Genomic DNA, 19,405 nt, shown 5'->3' on the forward strand with positions numbered 1-19,405 from the left:
GGAGCTGCCGCCGGGGCCGGGTCGGGTTTGGGGGCCTCGCTGCCGGGGATGGCGATGGGCCGCCCGTCGAAGGTGGCCGCGACGGCGCGGCCGTCGTGGATGGTGATGGTGCCGCCCTGGAAGGTCTGCTGCAGGCCGCCCGGGGTCTGCCCCTCGTCGGAGATCGGGAAGCCGAGCGGTCCGTTCTCGAATCCGGTTGCGCCCCAGGCATCCATGATCTGGCCGGTGCGCACGCCCCAGGCGCCCGAGATCGGGCTCCAGTAGATATTGCCGCCCTCGAAGGCGCTGTAGCGGCCGAAGTCGCGCAGCCCCTGCTCACCGCTGGTCGGGAAACCGTAGGGGCCGTTCTCGAATCCGAGCTGGGAGTATTTGCCCAGGATCAGGCCCTGCACCAGGTGCGCGCCGGTCTTGGCGGTGAAGTACACCGGTCCGTTCTCGAAACTCTGGGCCACGCCGTCCTTCTGGGGCGTGCGCGCCTCCTGCCCGTTCGGGTAGCCCGCGGGGCCGTTCTCGAAGCCCTGCCGGGCCCATTCGTCGAGGATCGCGCCGCGCACCGCCTGGGCCCCGGTCTGTGGGGTCCAGTAGATGGATCCGTTCTGGAAGTGCTGCACCCGGCCGCGGCCGTCGGGCAGCCCGCCCTCGCCGCCGGTCGGGAAGCCGAGGGCGCCGGTTGCGGCGCCCAGTCCGGCGTAGCTGCCGCCGATCGCGCCCGCGACCGGCTGCGCGCCGGTGCCCTGGGAGAACATCACCCGGCCGCCGCGGAAGTCCTGGCCGACGCCGCCGGTCATCGGGTATTCGCCGGTCAGGCAGTCGCCGAGCCAGTTGTTGCCCTGCACCACGGGGGCGATCGCACCGCCGGTCCTGCAGTTGGGCGGGGTGGAGTCCACGCCGAGCGCGGCCGCGGTCTGCGGCCAGGCCTGACGCATCTCGAAGTCCCAGTACGGCCAGGTGTGGGTGCCGGAGGCGCGGTAGTTCACCGAGACCGGGATATTCAGCTTGTTGAGCTTGGCCACGAAGTTCTGGGTGCTCAGCCGCGACAGCACCTCGAGCCCGAGGCCGGCGTAGTTGGTGCTGATGCCGGGAATGTCGGAGAGCGGGTCGGCGGCGCCCGCGACGCCGTTGCCGCTGGAGACGTACAGCGCGGTGCCCTTGAGCTTCTCGGCCTGCTCGTAGGGGTCGTGTTCCTTCCACGCGGCGCTGGTGGGCGGACCGAACATCTTCGACGAGTCGAAGCCGCCCGCGTCGTGCATGGCGAAGTTGACCGCCTGCGGCATGCCCAGCGAGGTCAGGGTGAGGAACCCGGAGTAGGAGGACGCCGAGCGGACCCAGCCCGGATTGCGCGCGGCCAGCATCATGGCGGCGGTGCCGCCCATCGAGAGGCCCTCCACCGCACGCACGTCGGTGGCCCGGAACTGGCTCTCCAGCAGCGGCGGGAGTTCCTTCACCAGGAAGGTCTCCCACTGGTAGTTGTGGCCGTTGTCGGGGGCCAGCCAGTCGGCGTAGAAGCTGGACTGGCCGCCGATGGGCAGCACCACCAGGGCGTTCTTGTCGGCGTAGAAGCCGGCCGCGCCCGCGTCCTTGGTCCAGCCGTTCTCGTCGTCGGTCGCGCGCAGGCCGTCGAGCATGTAGACGACCGGGAATTTGGCGTCCGGTTTGGTGTTCCAGTCACGCGGCAGCAAAAGCTGAATCTGGAGTGGGGAACCGGTCGCCGGGGAGTTCACCCACACGTTGACCCGGTGGTCGTTCAGCCAGTTCACCTTCTGGACCGAGGCCGCCGGAGCCGGGGCCTCGGGGGCGGCGCTCGCCGCCCCCGGCACTAAGAAAGTGCCCGCTGCCAGCGGAAATACCGCCGCTATGGCGCATGCCATCCTGCGCATGCGCCCTGTTCTGATCCCACGGACAACTCCAGCCACATTAGTGTTGTACCTCCGGAACCTTGTGAGTTCCGGTAGGACACACGCAAATCTGCCGTTCCGCAGCAAACGCCCAGTTGCCGGTCCGGGCCGGGCGTCAAGCCCCCAGCGCGGCCAGGATGTCGGGCCGGGCGTCGGCGAGCTGGTCCTGCCAGTAGCCCCAGGAGTGGGTGCCCTGAACCGGCAGGTTGTAGTGCGCGTCGATGCCCAGCTGTTCCATGCGGCCGATGAACGACATGGTGTTCACCATCGACAAGGTCTCCAGCGCAACGGCGTTCACGGTGTTGAACATGCCGGTCGCCGAGTCCGGACTGTCGTGCGGGCCGAGCACGCCCCACGAGGCGGAGATGTACAGCGGCAGGTTGCGCAGCTGCGGCGCGAATACGAACGGGTCCATGCGCAGCCACTGCGGGCTCCACGGCCAGGCCATCGAATCCACGTTGAAACGGCCCGCGTCGAGCATGGCGATCCGGATCGCCTCCCGCATACCGGGCGCGGAGATGTTCAGGTAGCCCGAGAACGAGGACGCGTGTTTGAACTGGTCGCGGTGGTAGGCGGCCAACGCCAGCGCCGCCGAGCCGCCCATGGACAGTCCGGCCACCGCGTTGTTGGTACGGGAGACGCCGTAGCCCTCGAGGAACGCCGGCAGCTCCTCGGTCAGGAAGGTCTCCCACTTGTAGGTGAGCTTCTGCCCGTTGGTCGAGGAGGGCGCGCGCCAGTCCGTATAGAAGCTGGACTGACCGCCGACCGGCATCACCAGGGTGACGTTGTCCTCGGCGAACTGTTTCAAGGCATCCGTCTCGAAAGTCCAGGCATTGAAGTCATTTCGGGCACGTAGCCCGTCGAGCAGGTACAGCGCGGCGTTGCCGCCGTGCCGCGCCCACTGCACCTGAACCTTGATCGGGCCCATGCTCGAGGGCACGTACAGCTCCTCGAATCCGCCCTCGGGAGTGCGATGCACCGGGTGCGTGGGCATGGCGGCCGCGGGCCCGGCCAACGCCGGGAGCACGGCCACCGCCAGGGCCGTGACCAGGGCGCGCCGCCAGAACCTCCGGACGCGAACGCGCGTGGTGAGCCGAACCGAACCGTGCTGTGGGCATGACGAAGCGCCCTGTACTGCCATAGAGATCGATCTCCTGAACCGCAGGGGGAACCACACCGACGTGACGGGAGTCACGGACAACGGTGCACTCTACAGTCGGCTCGGAGGTATTGGGGGCAACCGGCGGGTATCCCGTTCAGCAGGCGTGTATTTCGATCACTGCTCCACACCGAGCGCGGCCGCGGCCTGCGGCCAGGACTGTCGCATCTCGAAATCCCAGTACGGCCAAGCGTGCGTGCCGGCCGCCCGGTAGTTCACCGAGACCGGAATGCTCAATTTGTCGAGTTTCGCGGCGAATTGCCGGGATGACATGAGCGCCAGGATCTCCAGCGCCGTACCCGACCAGTCGGTACTCACTCCGGGGATCGTCGCACCACCCCGGACACCCCCGGACCCACTGCCGCTGGAGATGTAGAGGCTGACGCCCTTGAGCCGTTCGGCCAGTTCATAGGGATCGTGCGCGGACCACTCCGCGGCGCCCGGCGGCCCCCACATGAAGTCGGCGTTGTTCTCCCCCGCCGCCCGCTGCGCGAGCTGGATCGCCTGCGGCATACCGATAGTCGTGGCCGTGAGCAGTCCGGAGAACGAGGCGGCGAAACGCGCGAAGCCCTTGTCCCGCGCGGCCAGCGTCATCGCGGCCGAACCACCCATCGACAATCCAGCGATGCCGCGCACATCGGTGGTGCGCCAGTCGCGTTCGAGCAGCGGCGGTAATTCCTTGGTGAGGAACGTTTCCCACCGATTGGTCTTGCCTTCCGAAGCCTGTCTCCAGTCGGTGTAGTAGCTCGCCGCGCCACCGACGGGCAGGGCGACCACCACGTTCTTGTCAGCGTAGAACGACTGTGCCCCAGCCTCTTTCGTCCATCCGCTCTCCTCATCGCCGGCGCGTGTTCCGTCCAGCAGGAACAGCACCGGGAACTTGGCGGCGGGCCGCGCGTCCCAATCGCGCGGCAGCAACAGCTGTACCTGCACCCGGCCGTGCATGGCGGGCGAATCCACCCACAGCGCAACACGTCTCGCGCCGAGCGGGATGACCTGACTGATGACGGGCGCCGCGGCGGGCGCCGGCTCCGCGGCGGCCGGAGCACCGGTGAGCACTATCGCGACGGCCGCCGCGATGGCGACCGTCCCCCTGATCCGGCACGAGCGCCGTCGTCGCGATACCACCTGTGCCACATTAGCTTTCGAACCCGTCCGGGAAACGGCGAATGCCGGTCACCCCGAGGGGTGACCGGCATTCGGGCTATCGGAAGATCAGATCGCGTGCAGCGCCTGCAGGATGCCGATGCGGGACTTCCACAGCTCGGCCTCCCAGTACTTCCAGGAGTGGGTGCCGGTGGCCGGGAAGTCGAAGTCCGCCGGGATACCCAGCTGCGCCAGGCGGGCCTGGAACGAGCGGGTGTTGAGCAGGCAGACCGCCTCGATGCCCATACCGACGCCGGTGTCGAACACCGCGCCGACATTGGCCGGCCGGTCGAACTCACCGGGCAGCGCGCCACCGGCCGAGATACGCATAGGCAGGCCACGCAGCTGCGGGGCGAACACGAACGGGTCCATGCGCAGCCACTGCGGGCTCCACGGCGGCGCCATCGAGTCGATGTTGTAGGCGCCCCAGCGCAGGACGGCCACGCGCAGGGCCTCCCGCATACCGGGGGCGGAGACGTTCAGCGCGCCGGAGTACGAGCCGGCCCACTTGAACTGGTCGCGGTGGAAGGCGGCCAGCGCGAGCGCGGCGCCACCGCTCATCGACAGACCGACGACCGCGTTGTTGGTGCGGGAGACGCCGTAGCCCTCGAGGAAGGCGGGCAGCTCCTTGGTCAGGAAGGTCTCCCACTTGTAGGTGAACTTCTGGCCGTTGGTGTTACTCGGGGCCAGCCAGTCGGTGTAGAAGCTGGACTGACCACCGACCGGCATCACCAGGGTGATGTCGTCGTTCGAGAACTGCTGGTTGGCGTTGGTCTCGAAGCTCCACGCGTTGCGGTCGTCGCGCGCGGCCATGCCGTCGAGCATGTAGAGCGCGCCGTTGCCGCCGTTGCGGGCCCACTGGACCTGGACCTTGATCGGGCCCATGCTCGAGGGAACCATCAGGTCCTCCGTGGCGCCCGGGTTCATCCGGTGGGTGATGCCATGAGCGGGCAGGGCCTGCGCCGGAGCGCCGCCCACCACCACCGGCAGTGCGAGAGCGGCGACCGATGCGACCAGCGTCCGCCTCATCCATGTACCCGCACCGCGTGTCGGACGCGCCGCAGTACTCCCCCCGTTCCTGCCGAACCTCATGAATCCTGCTTTCTTTACTCCGGCTACTTCGCTGCTGACGGCCAACCCGCCCCATGAGTGCAGCCGACATCGGCCGCGACATCACCGGACAGCGAGATCCCCGACAACCTCATCAGATTGGTTCCGCGTGACAATATGTCACGGAGCCCACTCTCGGCAACAGGACCGAATGATCTTTCGGCACAATGAGAAACACGCCGACTCGCGAGTGTCGCGGCACTGACGGGAAGGGCATCCGACGCGTACACGAACTCGCATTTCACCTATGCGCAAACAGCGATTCAGTACCAGTGACTTGTGTCACTCACCTGTCTATTCGCCATTCCTATGACAACAGCTCAGCCGGTAATCGACAGCCCCCAATCCCGCTGGTCGGCAAAGTCTTCGATGCACCGGGCAATGCTCCGATGCACAGGCAATGCCTCCGATGCGCTCCGACCAGGCACAACAAAACAGCGGCATGAGACTCGGTCTCATGCCGCTGATCGAACATCGGGCGAACTCGTGTCGAACCGTGTTGCTGTGGCGCGGATTTCGGACGTCAGCCGATATTCGCCGACATGTCCGGAATCATCCGGTACGCGTCGTCCTGCCAGTTGGTCCAGGCGTGCAGTCCGGCGGACGGGAAGTCGTAGACCACGTTGCTCGCGCCCAGCGTCATCATGCGGACCTGGAACGCGCGGGTATTGGCCAGCGCCAACGCTTCCAGCGGGGTGCCGCGGACGATGCGGTCGGCGGCCGCGCCGAACGGAATCTGGAGGTCCTGCTGCATCGGCAGGCCGCTGCCGGCCGAGACCCAGACGCGAGTGTTGTTCGCGATCAGGGTGGGCGCGAAGACGAAGGGATCCATGCGCAACCACTGCGGACCCCACGGCGGCGCCATGCAGTCGACGTTGTAACCGCCGGCGTCGATCATGGCCGCGCGAATGCCCTCGCGCATACCCGGCGCGGAAATGTTCAGATAACCGGAGAATGATCCGGCGAAACTGAATTGGTCGGCGTGGTACGCCGACAGCGTGAGCGCGGCACTGCCGCCCATCGACAATCCGAACACGCCATTGCGATTCGGATTGAAGCCCAGGCGATCCCGCAATGCCCAGCGCAGCTGATTGGTGAGCAGTGATTCCCAGGTGTAGCGGTAGCTCTTGCCCTCACCACCGCCCAGCGCCTCGGTCACGCCGGATCCGGAATTCGACGCGGACGAGCCGCTGCCGGGCCGCAGGCCGAAGAACGAACTGGGTGAATCCCAGTCCGCGTAGAAGCTGGACTGGCCGCCGACCGGCATCACCACATTGATGTTCCAGCTCTGCAGGACCTCGGCGACATTGGTGTTGATCTCCCAGCCGTTCATGTCGCCCTGGGCGCGTTCGCCGTCGAGCACGTAGACGACGCGGTTGGTATTGCCGTCGGCGGCGCGGAAGATCCGGGACTTGATCGGGCCCATCTCGGGAGAATCGACCCAGAAGTCGAATCCCGACGGATTGAATCCGGCTGATGCGGGCGGGGAGACGACCACCCCGGCGCCTAATGGCAGCAGCATCGCCGTCGCGATACCCAGCACAGTTCGTTTGAAGCCACGCACCAGCATCGACCCAGCCTCTCATCGGAGCACAGACGATCCAGCAGAACGATCTTCTCTTCGAAACTGCTCAAGTATCGGACGTCCGCGTCGGCGTGTCGGGCGTGTCGACGCACGAGTCCCCCGGGCGAGTCCAGATCTTGACCTACGCCCGGGGGACTTTACGCGCTGAGCGCGGGTTTCTAGCCGATGTTGTTGGAGAGGTCCGGGATCATGCGGTAGACCTCGGCCTCCCAGTTCCGCCAGTTGTGCACACCGCTGGCCGGGAAGTCATAGGTGACGTTCTGCGCGCCCAGGGTGGACATCCGGACCTGGAAGGCCCGGGTGTTGGCGAGCGCGAGCGCCTCCAGCGGCATGCCCTGGATCACCGACATGACGCCGGTGACGTCGCCGGCGGCCGGGATGGCGCTGGCGGCGGAGATCCACAGGCGGGTGTTGTTGGCGATCAGGCGCGGCGCGAACACGAACGGGTCCATGCGCAGCCACTGCTGACCCCACGGCGGGGCCATCGAGTCCACGTTGTAGCCGCCGGCGTCGATCATGGCGACGCGGATGGCCTCACGCATGCCCGGCGCGGAGACGTTCAGGTAGCCGGAGAACGAGCCCGCGTAGCTGAACTGGTCCGGGTGGTAGGCGGCCAGGGTCAGCGCGCCCGAACCGCCCATGGACAGGCCGAACACGCCGTTGCGGTTGGGGTTGAAGCCCAGCCGGTCACGCAGCGCGTTGCGCAGGTCCTGGGTGATGAAGGTTTCCCAGGTGTAGCGGTAGCTCTTGCCGGGGCCGCCGGCGAACAGGCCGAACGCGCCGGAGCCCGACTGCGAGCCCGAGGCGGAACCCGAGGAGGAACCGGCCGAGCCGCTGCCGCCGCCGATGCCGAGGATGGAGCTGGGCTCGGCCCAGTCGGCGTAGAAGCTGGACTCGCCGCCGACCGGCATGACCACGTTGATGTTCGCGGCGGTCAGCGCGCGGACGACCTCGGTATCGTTCTCCCAGCCGTTGAGGATCTGGGTGGCACGCATGCCGTCGAGGGCGTAGACGACCCGCGAGGTGTTGCCGTCAGCGGCACGGAAGACGCGGGTCTTGACCGGGCCCATGCTGGCCGAGTCGACCCAGAAGTCGAATCCGGACGGGTTGAAGGCGGCGTGCGCGACGCCGCTGACTCCGGCCACCGACGCGCCCAGGGGAACCATGAGGGCCGCGGCGAGCCCGAGTGCCGATCGTTTCAACCATCCGCCGCCCATCGCTGGACGTCTAACCCACTCGCCTCGCATGCCTTCGTCCGGCCTTTCGTGTCCTGTTCATTCCGTGCAATTCCGCCGGTTCGGTCATCGCCCGGCAGAAGGTCTCGGGGAGCCTATCGTGCGTTGGCGAACTGTTCGTTATCGGTTTGTGACAGAAGTGACGGGCGCCACACTTTTCCGGAAACGTGCCCTGAGCTGCATTGATACAGGGCTCGAGACAAAACCCGGCGCCTTACCCGATGTGTGAGGAGAGATCGGGCAATTGCTTGATGAGTTGCGGCTCCCAGGTGTGCCAGTTGTGGATGCCGGTGGGCGGGAAGTCGTAGGCGACATTGCCGAGACCGACAACGGCCAAGCGGGCCTGGAACATCCGGGTGCTCGCCAGCGCCACCGCCTCGATGCCCATGCCCTCCTTGGTCGCCATCGCGGAGATGTCACCGCCGCCCGGAATGGCGCTCGCCGCGGAGATCCACAGCCGGGTGTTGTTGGCCTTCAACCGCGTTGCGAACACGGCCGGGTCGAGGTGCTGCCATCTGGCCTCGGACGAAGCCAGGGCATCCACGTTGTAGCCGCCGCAGTCCAGCATCGCGGCGCGGATCGCCGCCCGCATGCCGGGCGTGCTCATATTCGGCACACCCGAATTCGAACTGGCGTAACTGAACTGGTCCGGGTGGAAGGCCGCGAGCATGAGCGCGGCACTGCCGCTCATGGACACGCCGACCACGCCGTTGCGGTTCGGGCTGAAGCCCAGCCGATCCCGCAGCGCGTTGCGCAGGTCGCTGGTGATGAAGGTTTCCCACTTGTAGGTGTAGGACTTGCCCGGACCACCCGAGAACACCGACGAGGCGCCGGAACCGGTCACGTCGCCCGGCGCGGTGCCGGGCTTCATGCCCAGGAAGGTGCTGGGCTGGGTCCAGTCGGCGTAGAAGCTGGACGCGCCGCCGACCGGCATCACCACATTGATATTGGCGTCCATCAACGCCTGGGCGACGTTGGTCTCGATCTCCCAGCCGTTGAGGTCCTCGCGGGCGCGCATGCCGTCGAGCAGGTAGACCACGCGATTGGTGTTGCCGTCATTGGCGCGGAAGACGCGCGACTTGATCGGGCCCATCGCGGAATCCACGTAGAAATCGAAACCGGCCGGATTCAGAGCCGCCTGCGCGGTGCCGCCGGTGCCGGCGACCGACGCCCCGAACGGCAGCATCAGCGCCATGGCCAGGCCGAATGTCGCCCTCGTGAACCACGCTCGCCGCGGTCGAGTTCCCCGTTTCCCACGCACAGTGGTGGCAGCGCTAGGCATCGTGTTGTTCCGGCCTTTCCAAACTCATGACATCCGCTGTGACACATAGGAAGATCACCCGCAGCGGCCTGCCGAGTAGCGTATCGCGGAACCCCCCGCCAGGCGTTACCTAATTGAGACAGAATTTCAAATTTCATCTTCAGTTCGTGACAAAACGCCCAAATTAATTGCCGTACAGCGCAAAGCAGCCCCGTATCCGCGATGGATACGGGGCTGCTGTACTGTCCGGTTACTTCGGCGGCTCGGTCGGGTCGACCAATCCGCAGCGCTGGATCTCGTACTTCGGGACCCGATCGATCCGGTACTTGGCGAAGTCGAGCGACTGCACCAGGTTGTGCCGCCAGCGGTCGAAGGTCAGCGGCGCGCGCACCGAGGCCAGCATGTCCTGGGTGGCGGGGCAGGACAGCGCCGTGCGCGCCTGCATGGTCCACTTCTCGTCCAGGAACCACGGCATCCACGGGTGCTTGTCCACCATGCCGGTGTCCACGACCACCCAGTCGGAGTAGAGGTTCTTGTCGTGGCCGATCCGGCCGTCGGTCAGCCGATCGGTGTGCGAGGCAAGCGGATACGCCAGGCCCATCTGATCGATGACGCGCACCTCCAGCGGCACGTTCATACTGGTCATGCCGAGATTCAGGAAGAACACCACGTGCTCCTGATTGCCCTCGGGGACCGGTGCGGGCACCAGATACCAGTTCGTGAACGAGGGCGAGCTGAGCAGCAGCGCGCCGTCCGGCGTATTACCGATGTCCCGGACCATGGCGCGAATGCGCGGATAGTCCAGGTAGTCCTCCGCGCGGATCGGGTGATCGTGGCCGGTGTTGAGCACGTAGTAGATGCGCTCGTCCACGATGCCGTTGGCCCGGATCTTGGTGCCGGTCGTGATGGCGGTGGTGTCGGCCGCGAACAGCGCCCACCCCGTGGTTCCGGCGAACGCGGCCAGCACGACCACGAAAGCCCAGTCCATGCGGCGCATTCCGGTCGCGCCCGCCGCCACCGTGCGCGGCAGCCGCAGCGGCAGCACCGCGACGGGCAGGATCAGGCAGAACACCTGCGGCAGCAGCATGCGGCCGTGCATGAAGTCGCCGCCGACCCGGATCTCGTAGACGGTGAGCACGAATCCGCTGCCCAGCATGAGCGCGACCACCGCGGCGGGGGTCCGCAGCCAATGACTGAAACTGTCAATCCGCCCGCGCCATCCGGGTTTCCGGGATTCGCCCGCGTGATAGGAACCGGAGAGTTGGTCGCGGCGCTGCCGCCCGACCACCACACCGGCCACCAGCAGCACCAGCAGCGGCAGCCACAGCCAGTACGGCCCGACCAGATCCCAGAGATATTCCATGCCCTGGCCCCACTTCGCGCCGCCGGCGTCCTTGGCCACCGCGGTGTTCGGGTAGGGCAGGCCGTAGTAGCCCATCCGCCAGATCTGGTACGCCACGGGCAGCAGACCCGCGACCGCCACGATCAGCACCCGGAACAGCCAGGGCCGCAAGCGGGTCTCGGGCACCGGGGCGCAGAACAGCATGAGCAGCGCGAGCGCGCCGACCAGTGTCATCTCCGGGCGGATCAGCGGGGCCAATCCGGCGAAGAAGACGAGCGCGAGAAAGCCTGCGGGGCGCACCTTCTCGGCCTGACTCCAGCGCACCATCCCCCACCAGAGCACCGCCAGCCAGAAGATGACGAGGCAGGACTCCAGTCCGGAGGTGGCGTAGTCACGCGCCGGGGGCAGGGCGATGTAGACCAGCACGCCCGCGGGAAGCAGCAGCGCGGAACCCGTTCCGCCCCACAGCCGGGCGGTGCCGAGCATCGCGAACACGATGGCCAGCACCGACAGCGTGAGCGCGATCCCGAGCACCACGTATTCCAGCCGGGCCTGGGTCAGCCAGCTGAAGACGTAGACGATGTAGGTCCAGGCCGTACTGGTATTGGCCTCGACGCGTTCGTCGACATTGAAGACCGGACCGTTGCCCGCCAGCAGGTTTCGCACCGTGCGGAGAACGATCAGGCCGTCGTCGGCGATCCAGCGCCGCTGCCACGCACCGGCCGCGAACAGTGTCGCGGTCAGTGCGATCCCACCGATGAACGTGGCTCGGGATAGTCGCGAGGCACCGCGCGCGGAGTCATCCGCACGCCGACGGGCGCGACCGACCGGCAATTGTGCCGTCGGCGCGCCCGTCTCTCGCTCTTCTCCCTCTACCACGTCAGGTGAGATAGACAGCGACACCCAGAGCTCCGATCAAGGCGAGTGCGAGTAACTGGAGGACCCGGTCCCCCAGGACGATCTCTTCCGGCTCACCCGCTTCGCCGCCGTCGACATCCACCGCGTACCGCATGATGGCGATCACGAACGGAATCATCGAGATGGCGAACCAGATGGTGTCCTTGGCGCGATCCTGCTCGAACGCCCACAGACCGTAGAACACGACGACCGCGGTGGCCGACAGGGTCCAGACGAAACGCAGGTAGGTAGGCGTGTAGTACTCCAGCGACTTGCGGATCTTCGCGCCGGTGTCGAGCGCGAGCTTCAGTTCGGCGTAACGCTTTCCGGCCGCCATGAACAGCGAGCCGAACGCCATGATCAGTAGGAACCACTGCGACAGACGGATATCCGAGGACACACCGCCGGCGACCGCGCGCAGCACGAAGCCCGACGACACGATGCAGATGTCCAGCACCGCCTGGTGCTTGAGACCGAAGCAGTAGGCCAGCTGGATGCCGACGTAGACCGCCATCACCACTGCCAGATGCCAATTCGCCGCGAAGGACAGCACGATCGAGCCGATCAGCAGCACCGCCGAGAGCGCATAGGCCAGATTCACCGGCACCACACCGGCCGCGATGGGCCGGAAGCGCTTGGTCGGGTGGGCCCGGTCGGCCTCCACATCCATGGCGTCATTGACCAGGTAGATGCCCGACGCGGCCATGCAGAACACCACGAAGGCCAGGGCCACGTGCCCGAGCACCGAGGCGTCACCGATCACCAGCTGACCGGCGGCGGTCTTGCCCGCCGCCAGTGGCGCGGCCAGGACCAGCACGTTCTTGATCCACTGGCGCGGGCGCATGGCCTTGATCAAGCCGCCGCCCAACGTCTTCGGCGGTCCCTTGACGACCGCCTCTGCTAGGTCGGTGCTGGTCGGCTCTTCGCTCATGTCAACGATGGCTTCTTCCTGGGCGGTCACTTCGCGAGTCTCTTTTCGGCGGCGAGCACGGCGGCGGCTGATGCTGCGCCCAGCGCGGAACCCGCCAGCACGTCGGAGGGGTAATGCACACCGAGGACCACCCGCGAGAGCAGCATCGGCGGGACGAGCACCGCAGGCAAGGGTAGCCCGGTCAGTCGGCCGAGCAACACCGCCGCCGCCGTGGTCGAGGTGGCGTGCGAGGACGGGAAGCTGAGCTTCGACGGCGTCGACACGTTGACCTGCACGGACGGATCGTTAGGACGCGGGCGGCGGACCACCCGCTTGATCACCACCGACGCGGCGTGCGCGCCGAACGCGCCGACCGCGACCCCGGCCCACTGGCGGCGGCGCGGCTTGTCGACCAGCGCACCGACCGCCGCGATGCCGATCCAGCCCAGCGAGTGCTCACCGAAATGCGACATGCCGCGGGCGGCCTTCACGACCGCCGGGTTCTGTCCGATGGTGCCCTGCACCAGGTTGAGAATCTTGACCTCGGCCGGGGGTGCGGCCGGAGTCGCCGGCGCGTCCGGGACCGCGTGCAGTCCGCGGTCCACGCCGGAAGCTGGCTGTGCAGCCGTCATTTGGGCTCATTCCTCGTCTGGGCGGCGGAAGCGTCGATACCGAAGACGTTCTCCCACGCGGCCTGGCTGGTGAGATGCGCGTGCGCGCGACGATACTGCTCGCGCACCTCCGGGAAGCGCTCGGCCAGCTCCTTACGCAGGCGCATGGCCTCGGTGAACAGCTCCTTGGCCTTGCGCGGATCCCGCTTACGGTAGACGACGCCGCGGCCGTCGGCGGTGGTGACGGTGACTCCGTCGACCTGCGAGAGCAGGAACCAGCGCGCGTCCAGGGTCGGCACGTTCAGCTGCGGGGTGTCGTGATGCTTCGGGTTGGCCTTGCGGAAGTTGTGCAGCACGCCCTTGCCGAGGCGCACCACCTTGGCGATCGGGTTACCTGGCTCGCCCACCGCGCCGACCTCGGCACGTGAGGCCAGGGGCAGTTCGGTGGAGGACGGCACCACGACCGCGTCCGGGTATTCCTTGCGCATGGCGTGCACCTTGCCGAGCGCGGTCGGCAGCAGCTCGAACAGCTTCTCCGGTCCGGCGAGGTAGTCGCGGATCGCCTCGTTCTGAATGGCGACCGTCGAATACTCCAGGCACAGTAGGTGTTTCAGCGTGGCCTTGACGGTGTTGACCACCATCGGGCGGCCGTCGTTGGGCAGGTGCAGCGAGGCGACCACCAGGCGGTTGCGCAGATGGAAGTAGGCCTGCCAGTCGATGGCGTCGTCCTTGTCGGACCAGGCCATGTGCCACACCGCCGCACCCGGCAGGGTGACCGTCGGGTAGCCGTGTTCCCTTGCGCGCAAGCCGTATTCGGCGTCGTCCCACTTCAGGAACAGCGGCAGCGGCTGCCCGATCTCCTCGGCCACCTGGCGCGGGATGACGCAGGTCCACCAGCCGTTGAAGTCGACGTCGATGCGCCGGTGCAGCAGCTTGGAGTTGTCGCGGTCGCGCAGCGGGTTCTTGGCGAAGTCGTGGTCGTACTCGACATTGGGGGCCGCGGTCCACATGAAGATGGAGCGGTCCACCACCTCGCCCATCACGTGCAGGTGCGAGCGCTCCTGCAGGTTGAGCATCTGGCCGCCGGTCAGGATGGGCGACTTGGCGAAACGCGAGAAGGCCAGGGCCCGCAGAATGCAGTCCGGCTCGATCTCGATGTCGTCGTCCATATAGACGATGTACTCGGCGTCGGTGGTCTTGAGCGCCTCGTACATGACGCGGCTGTAGCCGCCGGAACCGCCGAGGTTCGGCTGGTCGTGGATGGCGAGGCGACCGGCCAGGCGGGCCGCGGCCTCGGCGAAGCCGGGCTCGTCCACGACCTTCTTGGTGCCCTGGTCGGGGATGATGACGGCCTGGATCTTCTCCAGCACCAGCGGGTCGGAGCCGAGCGCGGTCAGCGTCTTGACCGCGTCGGTGGGGCGGTTGAAGGTCGGCATGCCGACGGCGATGCTGCCCTCACCCGGCGCCTCGATGGGCGCGTACCAGCCGCCGCTGCGCATTTCGACGTGGCTGTCGGTGGTGATGTCGAACCAGATCCAGCCGCCGTCCTCGAACGGGCCCAGATCCACCTCGAACTCGACGAAGTCGGCGGCGGCCGCACCCTCGCCCGGCGTGCTGAACTCGTTGCCCTGCACGTGGATTCGGGAGCCGTCGGCCTTGGAGCGGTAGACGTCGACGCGGCCGTGGCCGGAGAGTTCCAGGCGCAGCACGACCGACGTCAGCACGCTCCAGCGCCGCCAGTAGCTGGCCGGGACCGCGTTGAAGTAAGTGCAGAACGACACCTCCGACTCCGCGCCGATGGCCAGCGCGGTGCGCGTAATGGCATGCGCGCGACGGGAATTGGTGTCGGATTCCTCGAGGTACAGCTTGCGGACGTCCAGCGGTTCACCCGGCCGGGGCAGGATGATGCGCTGGAGCAGGGATACGGCGCGAGTCTCGGTGCTCATGTCTTCCCGCGTGAGTTGTGCGGTCATCAGGCCTCATCCACCAGCGGCGCACCGGATTCCAGGTGCGGGCGCAGCACGTTGTCGAACATGCTGAGCGCGGCGCCGATGGCCATGTGCATGTCCAGGTACTGGTAGGTGCCCAGGCGGCCACCGAACAGCACCTTGGCCGAAGCGGTTTCGGCCTTGGCGCGCTCGCGGTAGGCGAGCACCTTGGCGCGGTCTTCGGGGGTGTTGATGGGGTAGTACGGCTCGTCGCCGGTCTGGGCGAAGCGCGAGAACTCGCGCATGATGACCGTCTTGTCGGCCGGGTAGTTGTCGCGCTCGGGGTGGAAGTGGCGCGGCTCGATGATGCGGGTGAAGGGGACGTCCGCATCGTTGTAGTTCATCACCGGGATGCCCTGGAAATCACCGGTTTCCAGCACCTCGGTCTCGAAATCGATGGTGCGCCAGCCGAGTTCGCCCTCGCTGTAGTCGAAGTAGTGGTCCAGCGGGCCGGTGTAGACGACCGGGGCGTCCGGGCTCTGGGCGCGGACCTCGTCGCGCACGTCGAACCAGTCGGTGTCCAGGCGCACCTCGATGTTCGGGTTCTCGGCCATCTTCGTCAGCCACGCGGTGTAGCCGTCCTTGGGCAGACCCTCGTAGGTGTCGTTGAAGTATCGGCTGTCGAAGGTGTAGCGGACCGGCAGCCGGGTGATGATGTTCGCCGGCAGCTCCTTGGGATCGGTCTGCCACTGCTTGGCCGTGTAGTCGCGGATGAACGCCTCGTAGAGCGGGCGGCCGATCAGCGAGATGCCCTTCTCCTCGAGATTGGTCACATCGTCGCTGGCGACCTCCGCCGACTGCTCAGCGATCAGCGCACGCGCCTCGTCCGGGGTGTAGTAGCGGCCGAAGAACTGGGAGATCATGCCCAGCCCCATGGGCAGCGGGTACGCCTGGCCCTTGTGCAGGCCGAAAACGCGATGCTGGTAATTCGTGAACTCGGTGAACTGGTTCACGTAGTCCCACACCCGCTTGTTGGAGGTGTGGAAGAGGTGGGCACCGTACTTGTGGATCTCGATGCCGGTTTCGGGGTCCGCCTCCGAGTAGGCGTTACCGCCCAGGTGGTAGCGGCGTTCAACCACCAGGACTCGCTTGCCGAGCAGGTTGGCGGTGCGTTCCGCGATGGTCAGCCCGAAGAAGCCGGAGCCGACAACGATCAGATCGAAGGGGGATGCGACGGTCACGGTCGCCCAGACTACCGGCAGTGACCGTAGGCGCGCGTGGGCTCCGCCGGGGCGGGCGCGCAGGCCGGGCGCTGGGGCGATGCCAGGCCTTTGCCGGGGACCGTGGCCGGGCGGCCGGGAGCTCGCGGCAGCGCGTGGCGCAGGTCATCCCGGCGAGCGGGATTGGTCGCCGGGTTTTCGCTCAGAGTTCACGAAACGGCTGACGGTCGCGTCATGGGAGCGGTATTACATATCGACTCGATTTGTAAACCGACCAGTTTGTTGCCGTGCGCTTGCGCGGCCCCTCGAAAGACCGTGTGCATGCGCCTTGCTCGATTCGCCCCGCTCGTGGGGGCACTGTCCATCACCGCCGTCCTGGGCACCGCCGCCCTCGTCCCGGGCGCGGCCCCCGCTCGCGCCGACGAGGGCGACGCGCTCGCCGCGGCGCAGATCGCGGATGCCGACGAGATCTGCGGCAAGCCCGCGGCGACCTTCGACGACGTCATCACCGCGGCCGCCACGGCCATTCGCACGGTGGTTCCGGCCGAGCAGCAGACTGCCTACGACCGATCGGTCGAGGACTTCCGGCAGAACGTCGCGTCGATCCGCGTACACCGCAACGGCCTGCCCCTGGGGCCGGACGAGGTGAACGACCGCACCCAGTTCCTCGACGACCCGATCGTCACCTACATCGTCAACAACCTCGACGCCGTCAAGACCGGCAAGCTGCACAAGACCATCGCGGTCTCGCAGCTGAAGGTGCGCGATGTGGTCGAGGTGTTCATTCTCGCCACCCGCATCGTGAAGATCCCCGCCCAGTTCGCGGCCAGCCTGGTGCCGACCGTCGGCTTCGTGCTCAAGCCGGTGGTGGGCGCGCTGTTCAACGGCGTGAAGTCGCTGGCGCGGTCGGTGCAGTCGCAGCTGTCGGTGGGCTGCGGCGCCACCGGCACGTATCGGAAGCTGCAGCTCGAGCTGCCCGACGAGCGCGTGGACGTGCCGCAGCCGCTCATCGATCTGGCCAACCAGCTCACCAAGGCCGACGGCAGCTGCACGCCGCTGGCCGAATTGAAGACCGCCGACCTGGTCGAACGCACCCGCAAGTTCCTCACCACCGCAGCCGGGCTGCCCGTCGACCCGGCGTCGGTGAACGCCAATGCCGATGCGCTGCAAGGCTTCCTGCACGACAACCGGGTCGCCGACGTGATGATGCTGCGCCGCACCGAGCAGCTCGGCCCGATCGTGGACTCGCTGGACTACGGCCCGCTGACCTTCCTGGCCAACCTGGGCTTCGACATCTACGAGGGCCGCGCGCTCGACACGGTGCCGCTCGCGGATGTGAAGGTGGAGAACGTCTTCTCGCTCATCACTTTCGCGCTCGACACCACCAGCCTGCTGCTCACCATCGGCAATACGATCGCCGGATTCACCGGGGTGGCCTCCACCATCACCACGCCCCTCGGCATCGCCCAGACCATCGCCTTCGCACCCGCCACCTACGGCGCGCCGATCCTGCGCGGTGTCATGCAGTCGATGTGCGCGGCCTGACCACCCGCTGACCTGAAACAGCCGCCCGGCCGAAAGGCCGGGCGGCTGTTCACTTCTCGGGCCACTCCCCCGCGCGGCTACAGTTCACTGCCCGGGGACTACAGCCGGGCGGCGGAGTACACCCGCATCGCGTCGCGGACGTACACGGCGGTGCCGTCGCCGTGCTTGTCGTAGTTCTTCGCGAAACGCGGGTCGGCGACGTACATGTCGCCGAGTCCGTTGAAGTACTGAGCGGTCACCGGACCATTCGTGGGCGTCGTCGCGAGCCAGTCGTAGTGCCGCCGCACGATGGCCTGCACCTCGTCGCTGTCGACCGCCAGGCCCGCCGCGTGGGCGCGACCGTAGTCGGCGGCGATGTCCAGGTGGGTCTGGAGGTGGGCCTTCTTCTCGGCCTCACTCTTGGAGTTCCACCACTGGTTGCCGCTGTCCCAGGCGTTCTTGCCCCAGCGTTCGATGACCTCGTCCTTGTACTGGGCGTGGTCGAATCCGTCGAATACCTCGTCTGCCATCAGTTGTTCACCTGCTTCCGTCTTGCGCAATGTTGTTTGCACCGAGGTGATCTGGCGCGCGATCCGGTCCTGCTCGTTTTTCAGCAATTCCAGATGGGTGCGCAGGGCGGCGGCGGTGTCTTTTTGCCCGGCGAGCACTTCGGCGATGGCCGGCAGGCCGAGACCGAGCTCGCGGAGTAAAAGGATGCGCTGCAACCGGACGAGGGATTCCTGGTCGTAATAACGGTAACCGTTCGACCCGATCCGGCTCGGCGGCAATAACCCGAGCTCACCATAATGCCGCAGGGTGCGGCTGGTGGTTCGGGCGACTGCGGCCAATTGCTGGATGGACCATTCGGTTGCCACGTTCCGGCCTTTCGTATCCTCTCGTTCTCCTCGACGAATTCAGGATGCAAGTTGACGCAGCGTCAAGGTCAAGCCCCGACCAGTATGCGCCGGTCGGGGCTTGTTCGAGGGGCTTACGCGCCGGCGGTGCACTCGCTGTAGCGCACGTGCACGGACTGCTTCGGCGGGGCCGAGCTGCCGAACATGGCCGGCGGGGACGGCAGCCAGTTGGTCAGCCGGTCCATGGCGTCGCGCTCGGCCTCGGCGCGGTTACGGCCCGAACCGCCGTAGTAGTAGGTGTGGTCGGCACTCTCGGCGATGGCGCCGCAGCCATTGGCGAACTGCACCATCACCTTGCAGCCGCGGTGGGCGCACTTGTTCAGCGCGGCCGCGTCGGAAGCGCCCCAGCTCGGGTAGTTCCACGCGGCGCCGTAGAAGGTGCCACCGTCGGTGCTCAGCGCGAGTGTGCCGTAGAGCGATCCATCCGGTCCCCGCTCGGCATTGGCGGTACCGGCCCCCAGCGACGTCATCAGCACGGCGGCCGCGGAAACGAACATGGTCAAGGCGAGCTTGCCCGAGAAAGCCATTCGAATTCTCCCCAATTTCGCAGCGGCCGCTGCGCATGGGCCGCTACTGCTCTCGGTGGTGCGATCACCACTGCCCGATTTCTATCACGGGCCACCGACACGGCCAAGTCTGTTTCCGCTGGAACCGGCTGTCGGGCATAG

14 protein-coding genes and 1 pseudogene are annotated in these 19,405 nt (G+C 67.0%); 1 reads left to right on the forward strand and 14 read right to left on the reverse strand.

Features of this window, described 5'->3' with window-relative positions; all coding sequences use genetic code 11:
* Positions 1-83: 83 nt before the first annotated feature.
* From ACFYTS_RS03265 to glf, 12 genes and pseudogenes are all read right to left on the reverse strand, one after another.
* Positions 84-1,868, reverse strand: a pseudogene (locus tag ACFYTS_RS03265) (alpha/beta hydrolase-fold protein); the annotation flags it as partial.
* Positions 1,869-2,010: 142 nt separating this feature from the next.
* Positions 2,011-3,036, reverse strand: coding sequence for an alpha/beta hydrolase (locus tag ACFYTS_RS03270; protein WP_387300965.1), 1,026 nt, complete (start codon positions 3,034-3,036; stop codon positions 2,011-2,013).
* 135 nt (positions 3,037-3,171) lie between these two features.
* Positions 3,172-4,182: an alpha/beta hydrolase gene (locus ACFYTS_RS03275; protein WP_387300967.1), complete on the reverse strand. Its 1,011-nt coding sequence runs from the start codon at positions 4,180-4,182 to the stop codon at positions 3,172-3,174.
* A gap of 87 nt (positions 4,183-4,269) precedes the next feature.
* Positions 4,270-5,229 carry an alpha/beta hydrolase family protein gene (locus ACFYTS_RS03280; RefSeq protein ID WP_357275140.1) on the reverse strand — a complete coding sequence of 320 codons (960 nt, stop codon included), beginning with the start codon at positions 5,227-5,229 and terminating at the stop codon, positions 4,270-4,272.
* Between the two features lie 604 nt (positions 5,230-5,833).
* Positions 5,834-6,832 (reverse strand): alpha/beta hydrolase, encoded by a 999-nt coding sequence (locus ACFYTS_RS03285; protein ID WP_387300970.1) that lies wholly within the window; start codon positions 6,830-6,832, stop codon positions 5,834-5,836.
* Positions 6,833-7,053: 221 nt separating this feature from the next.
* Positions 7,054-8,142 carry an alpha/beta hydrolase gene (locus ACFYTS_RS03290; protein WP_387300972.1) on the reverse strand — a complete coding sequence of 363 codons (1,089 nt, stop codon included), beginning with the start codon at positions 8,140-8,142 and terminating at the stop codon, positions 7,054-7,056.
* 202 nt (positions 8,143-8,344) lie between these two features.
* Positions 8,345-9,325 (reverse strand): alpha/beta hydrolase family protein, encoded by a 981-nt coding sequence (locus ACFYTS_RS03295; protein WP_357275134.1) that lies wholly within the window; start codon positions 9,323-9,325, stop codon positions 8,345-8,347.
* Between the two features lie 316 nt (positions 9,326-9,641).
* On the reverse strand, positions 9,642-11,567 hold the full coding sequence (gene zomB / locus ACFYTS_RS03300; RefSeq protein WP_387301085.1) for a flagellar motor control protein ZomB: 1,926 nt from the start codon (positions 11,565-11,567) through the stop codon (positions 9,642-9,644).
* Between the two features lie 46 nt (positions 11,568-11,613).
* Positions 11,614-12,561: a decaprenyl-phosphate phosphoribosyltransferase gene (locus tag ACFYTS_RS03305; RefSeq protein ID WP_387300974.1), complete on the reverse strand. Its 948-nt coding sequence runs from the start codon at positions 12,559-12,561 to the stop codon at positions 11,614-11,616.
* A gap of 26 nt (positions 12,562-12,587) precedes the next feature.
* Positions 12,588-13,172, reverse strand: coding sequence for a phosphatase PAP2 family protein (locus ACFYTS_RS03310; protein WP_357275130.1), 585 nt, complete (start codon positions 13,170-13,172; stop codon positions 12,588-12,590).
* Positions 13,169-15,124 carry a glycosyltransferase gene (locus ACFYTS_RS03315; RefSeq protein WP_387300976.1) on the reverse strand — a complete coding sequence of 652 codons (1,956 nt, stop codon included), beginning with the start codon at positions 15,122-15,124 and terminating at the stop codon, positions 13,169-13,171. Before ACFYTS_RS03315 ends, ACFYTS_RS03310 begins: the two co-directional genes overlap by 4 nt.
* Entirely contained in the window at positions 15,124-16,320 is a 1,197-nt protein-coding gene (gene glf / locus ACFYTS_RS03320; protein WP_246598262.1) for a UDP-galactopyranose mutase, read from the reverse strand. The genes ACFYTS_RS03315 and glf overlap by 1 nt, the downstream gene beginning before the upstream one ends.
* Before the next feature lie 300 nt (positions 16,321-16,620).
* Between glf and ACFYTS_RS03325 the strand changes: the two genes are divergently transcribed.
* Positions 16,621-17,844 carry a hypothetical protein gene (locus ACFYTS_RS03325; RefSeq protein WP_387300979.1) on the forward strand — a complete coding sequence of 408 codons (1,224 nt, stop codon included), beginning with the start codon at positions 16,621-16,623 and terminating at the stop codon, positions 17,842-17,844.
* Positions 17,845-17,942: 98 nt separating this feature from the next.
* Here ACFYTS_RS03325 and ACFYTS_RS03330 read toward each other — a convergent pair whose 3' ends face one another.
* Entirely contained in the window at positions 17,943-18,698 is a 756-nt protein-coding gene (locus ACFYTS_RS03330) for a MerR family transcriptional regulator (protein WP_387300981.1), read from the reverse strand.
* 113 nt (positions 18,699-18,811) lie between these two features.
* Positions 18,812-19,264 carry a DUF4189 domain-containing protein gene (locus ACFYTS_RS03335; protein ID WP_357275118.1) on the reverse strand — a complete coding sequence of 151 codons (453 nt, stop codon included), beginning with the start codon at positions 19,262-19,264 and terminating at the stop codon, positions 18,812-18,814.
* Between the last annotated feature and the right edge of the window lie 141 nt (positions 19,265-19,405).

The organism is Nocardia sp. NPDC004151, from assembly GCF_042874235.1.
Classification (GTDB): Bacteria; Actinomycetota; Actinomycetes; order Mycobacteriales; family Mycobacteriaceae; genus Nocardia.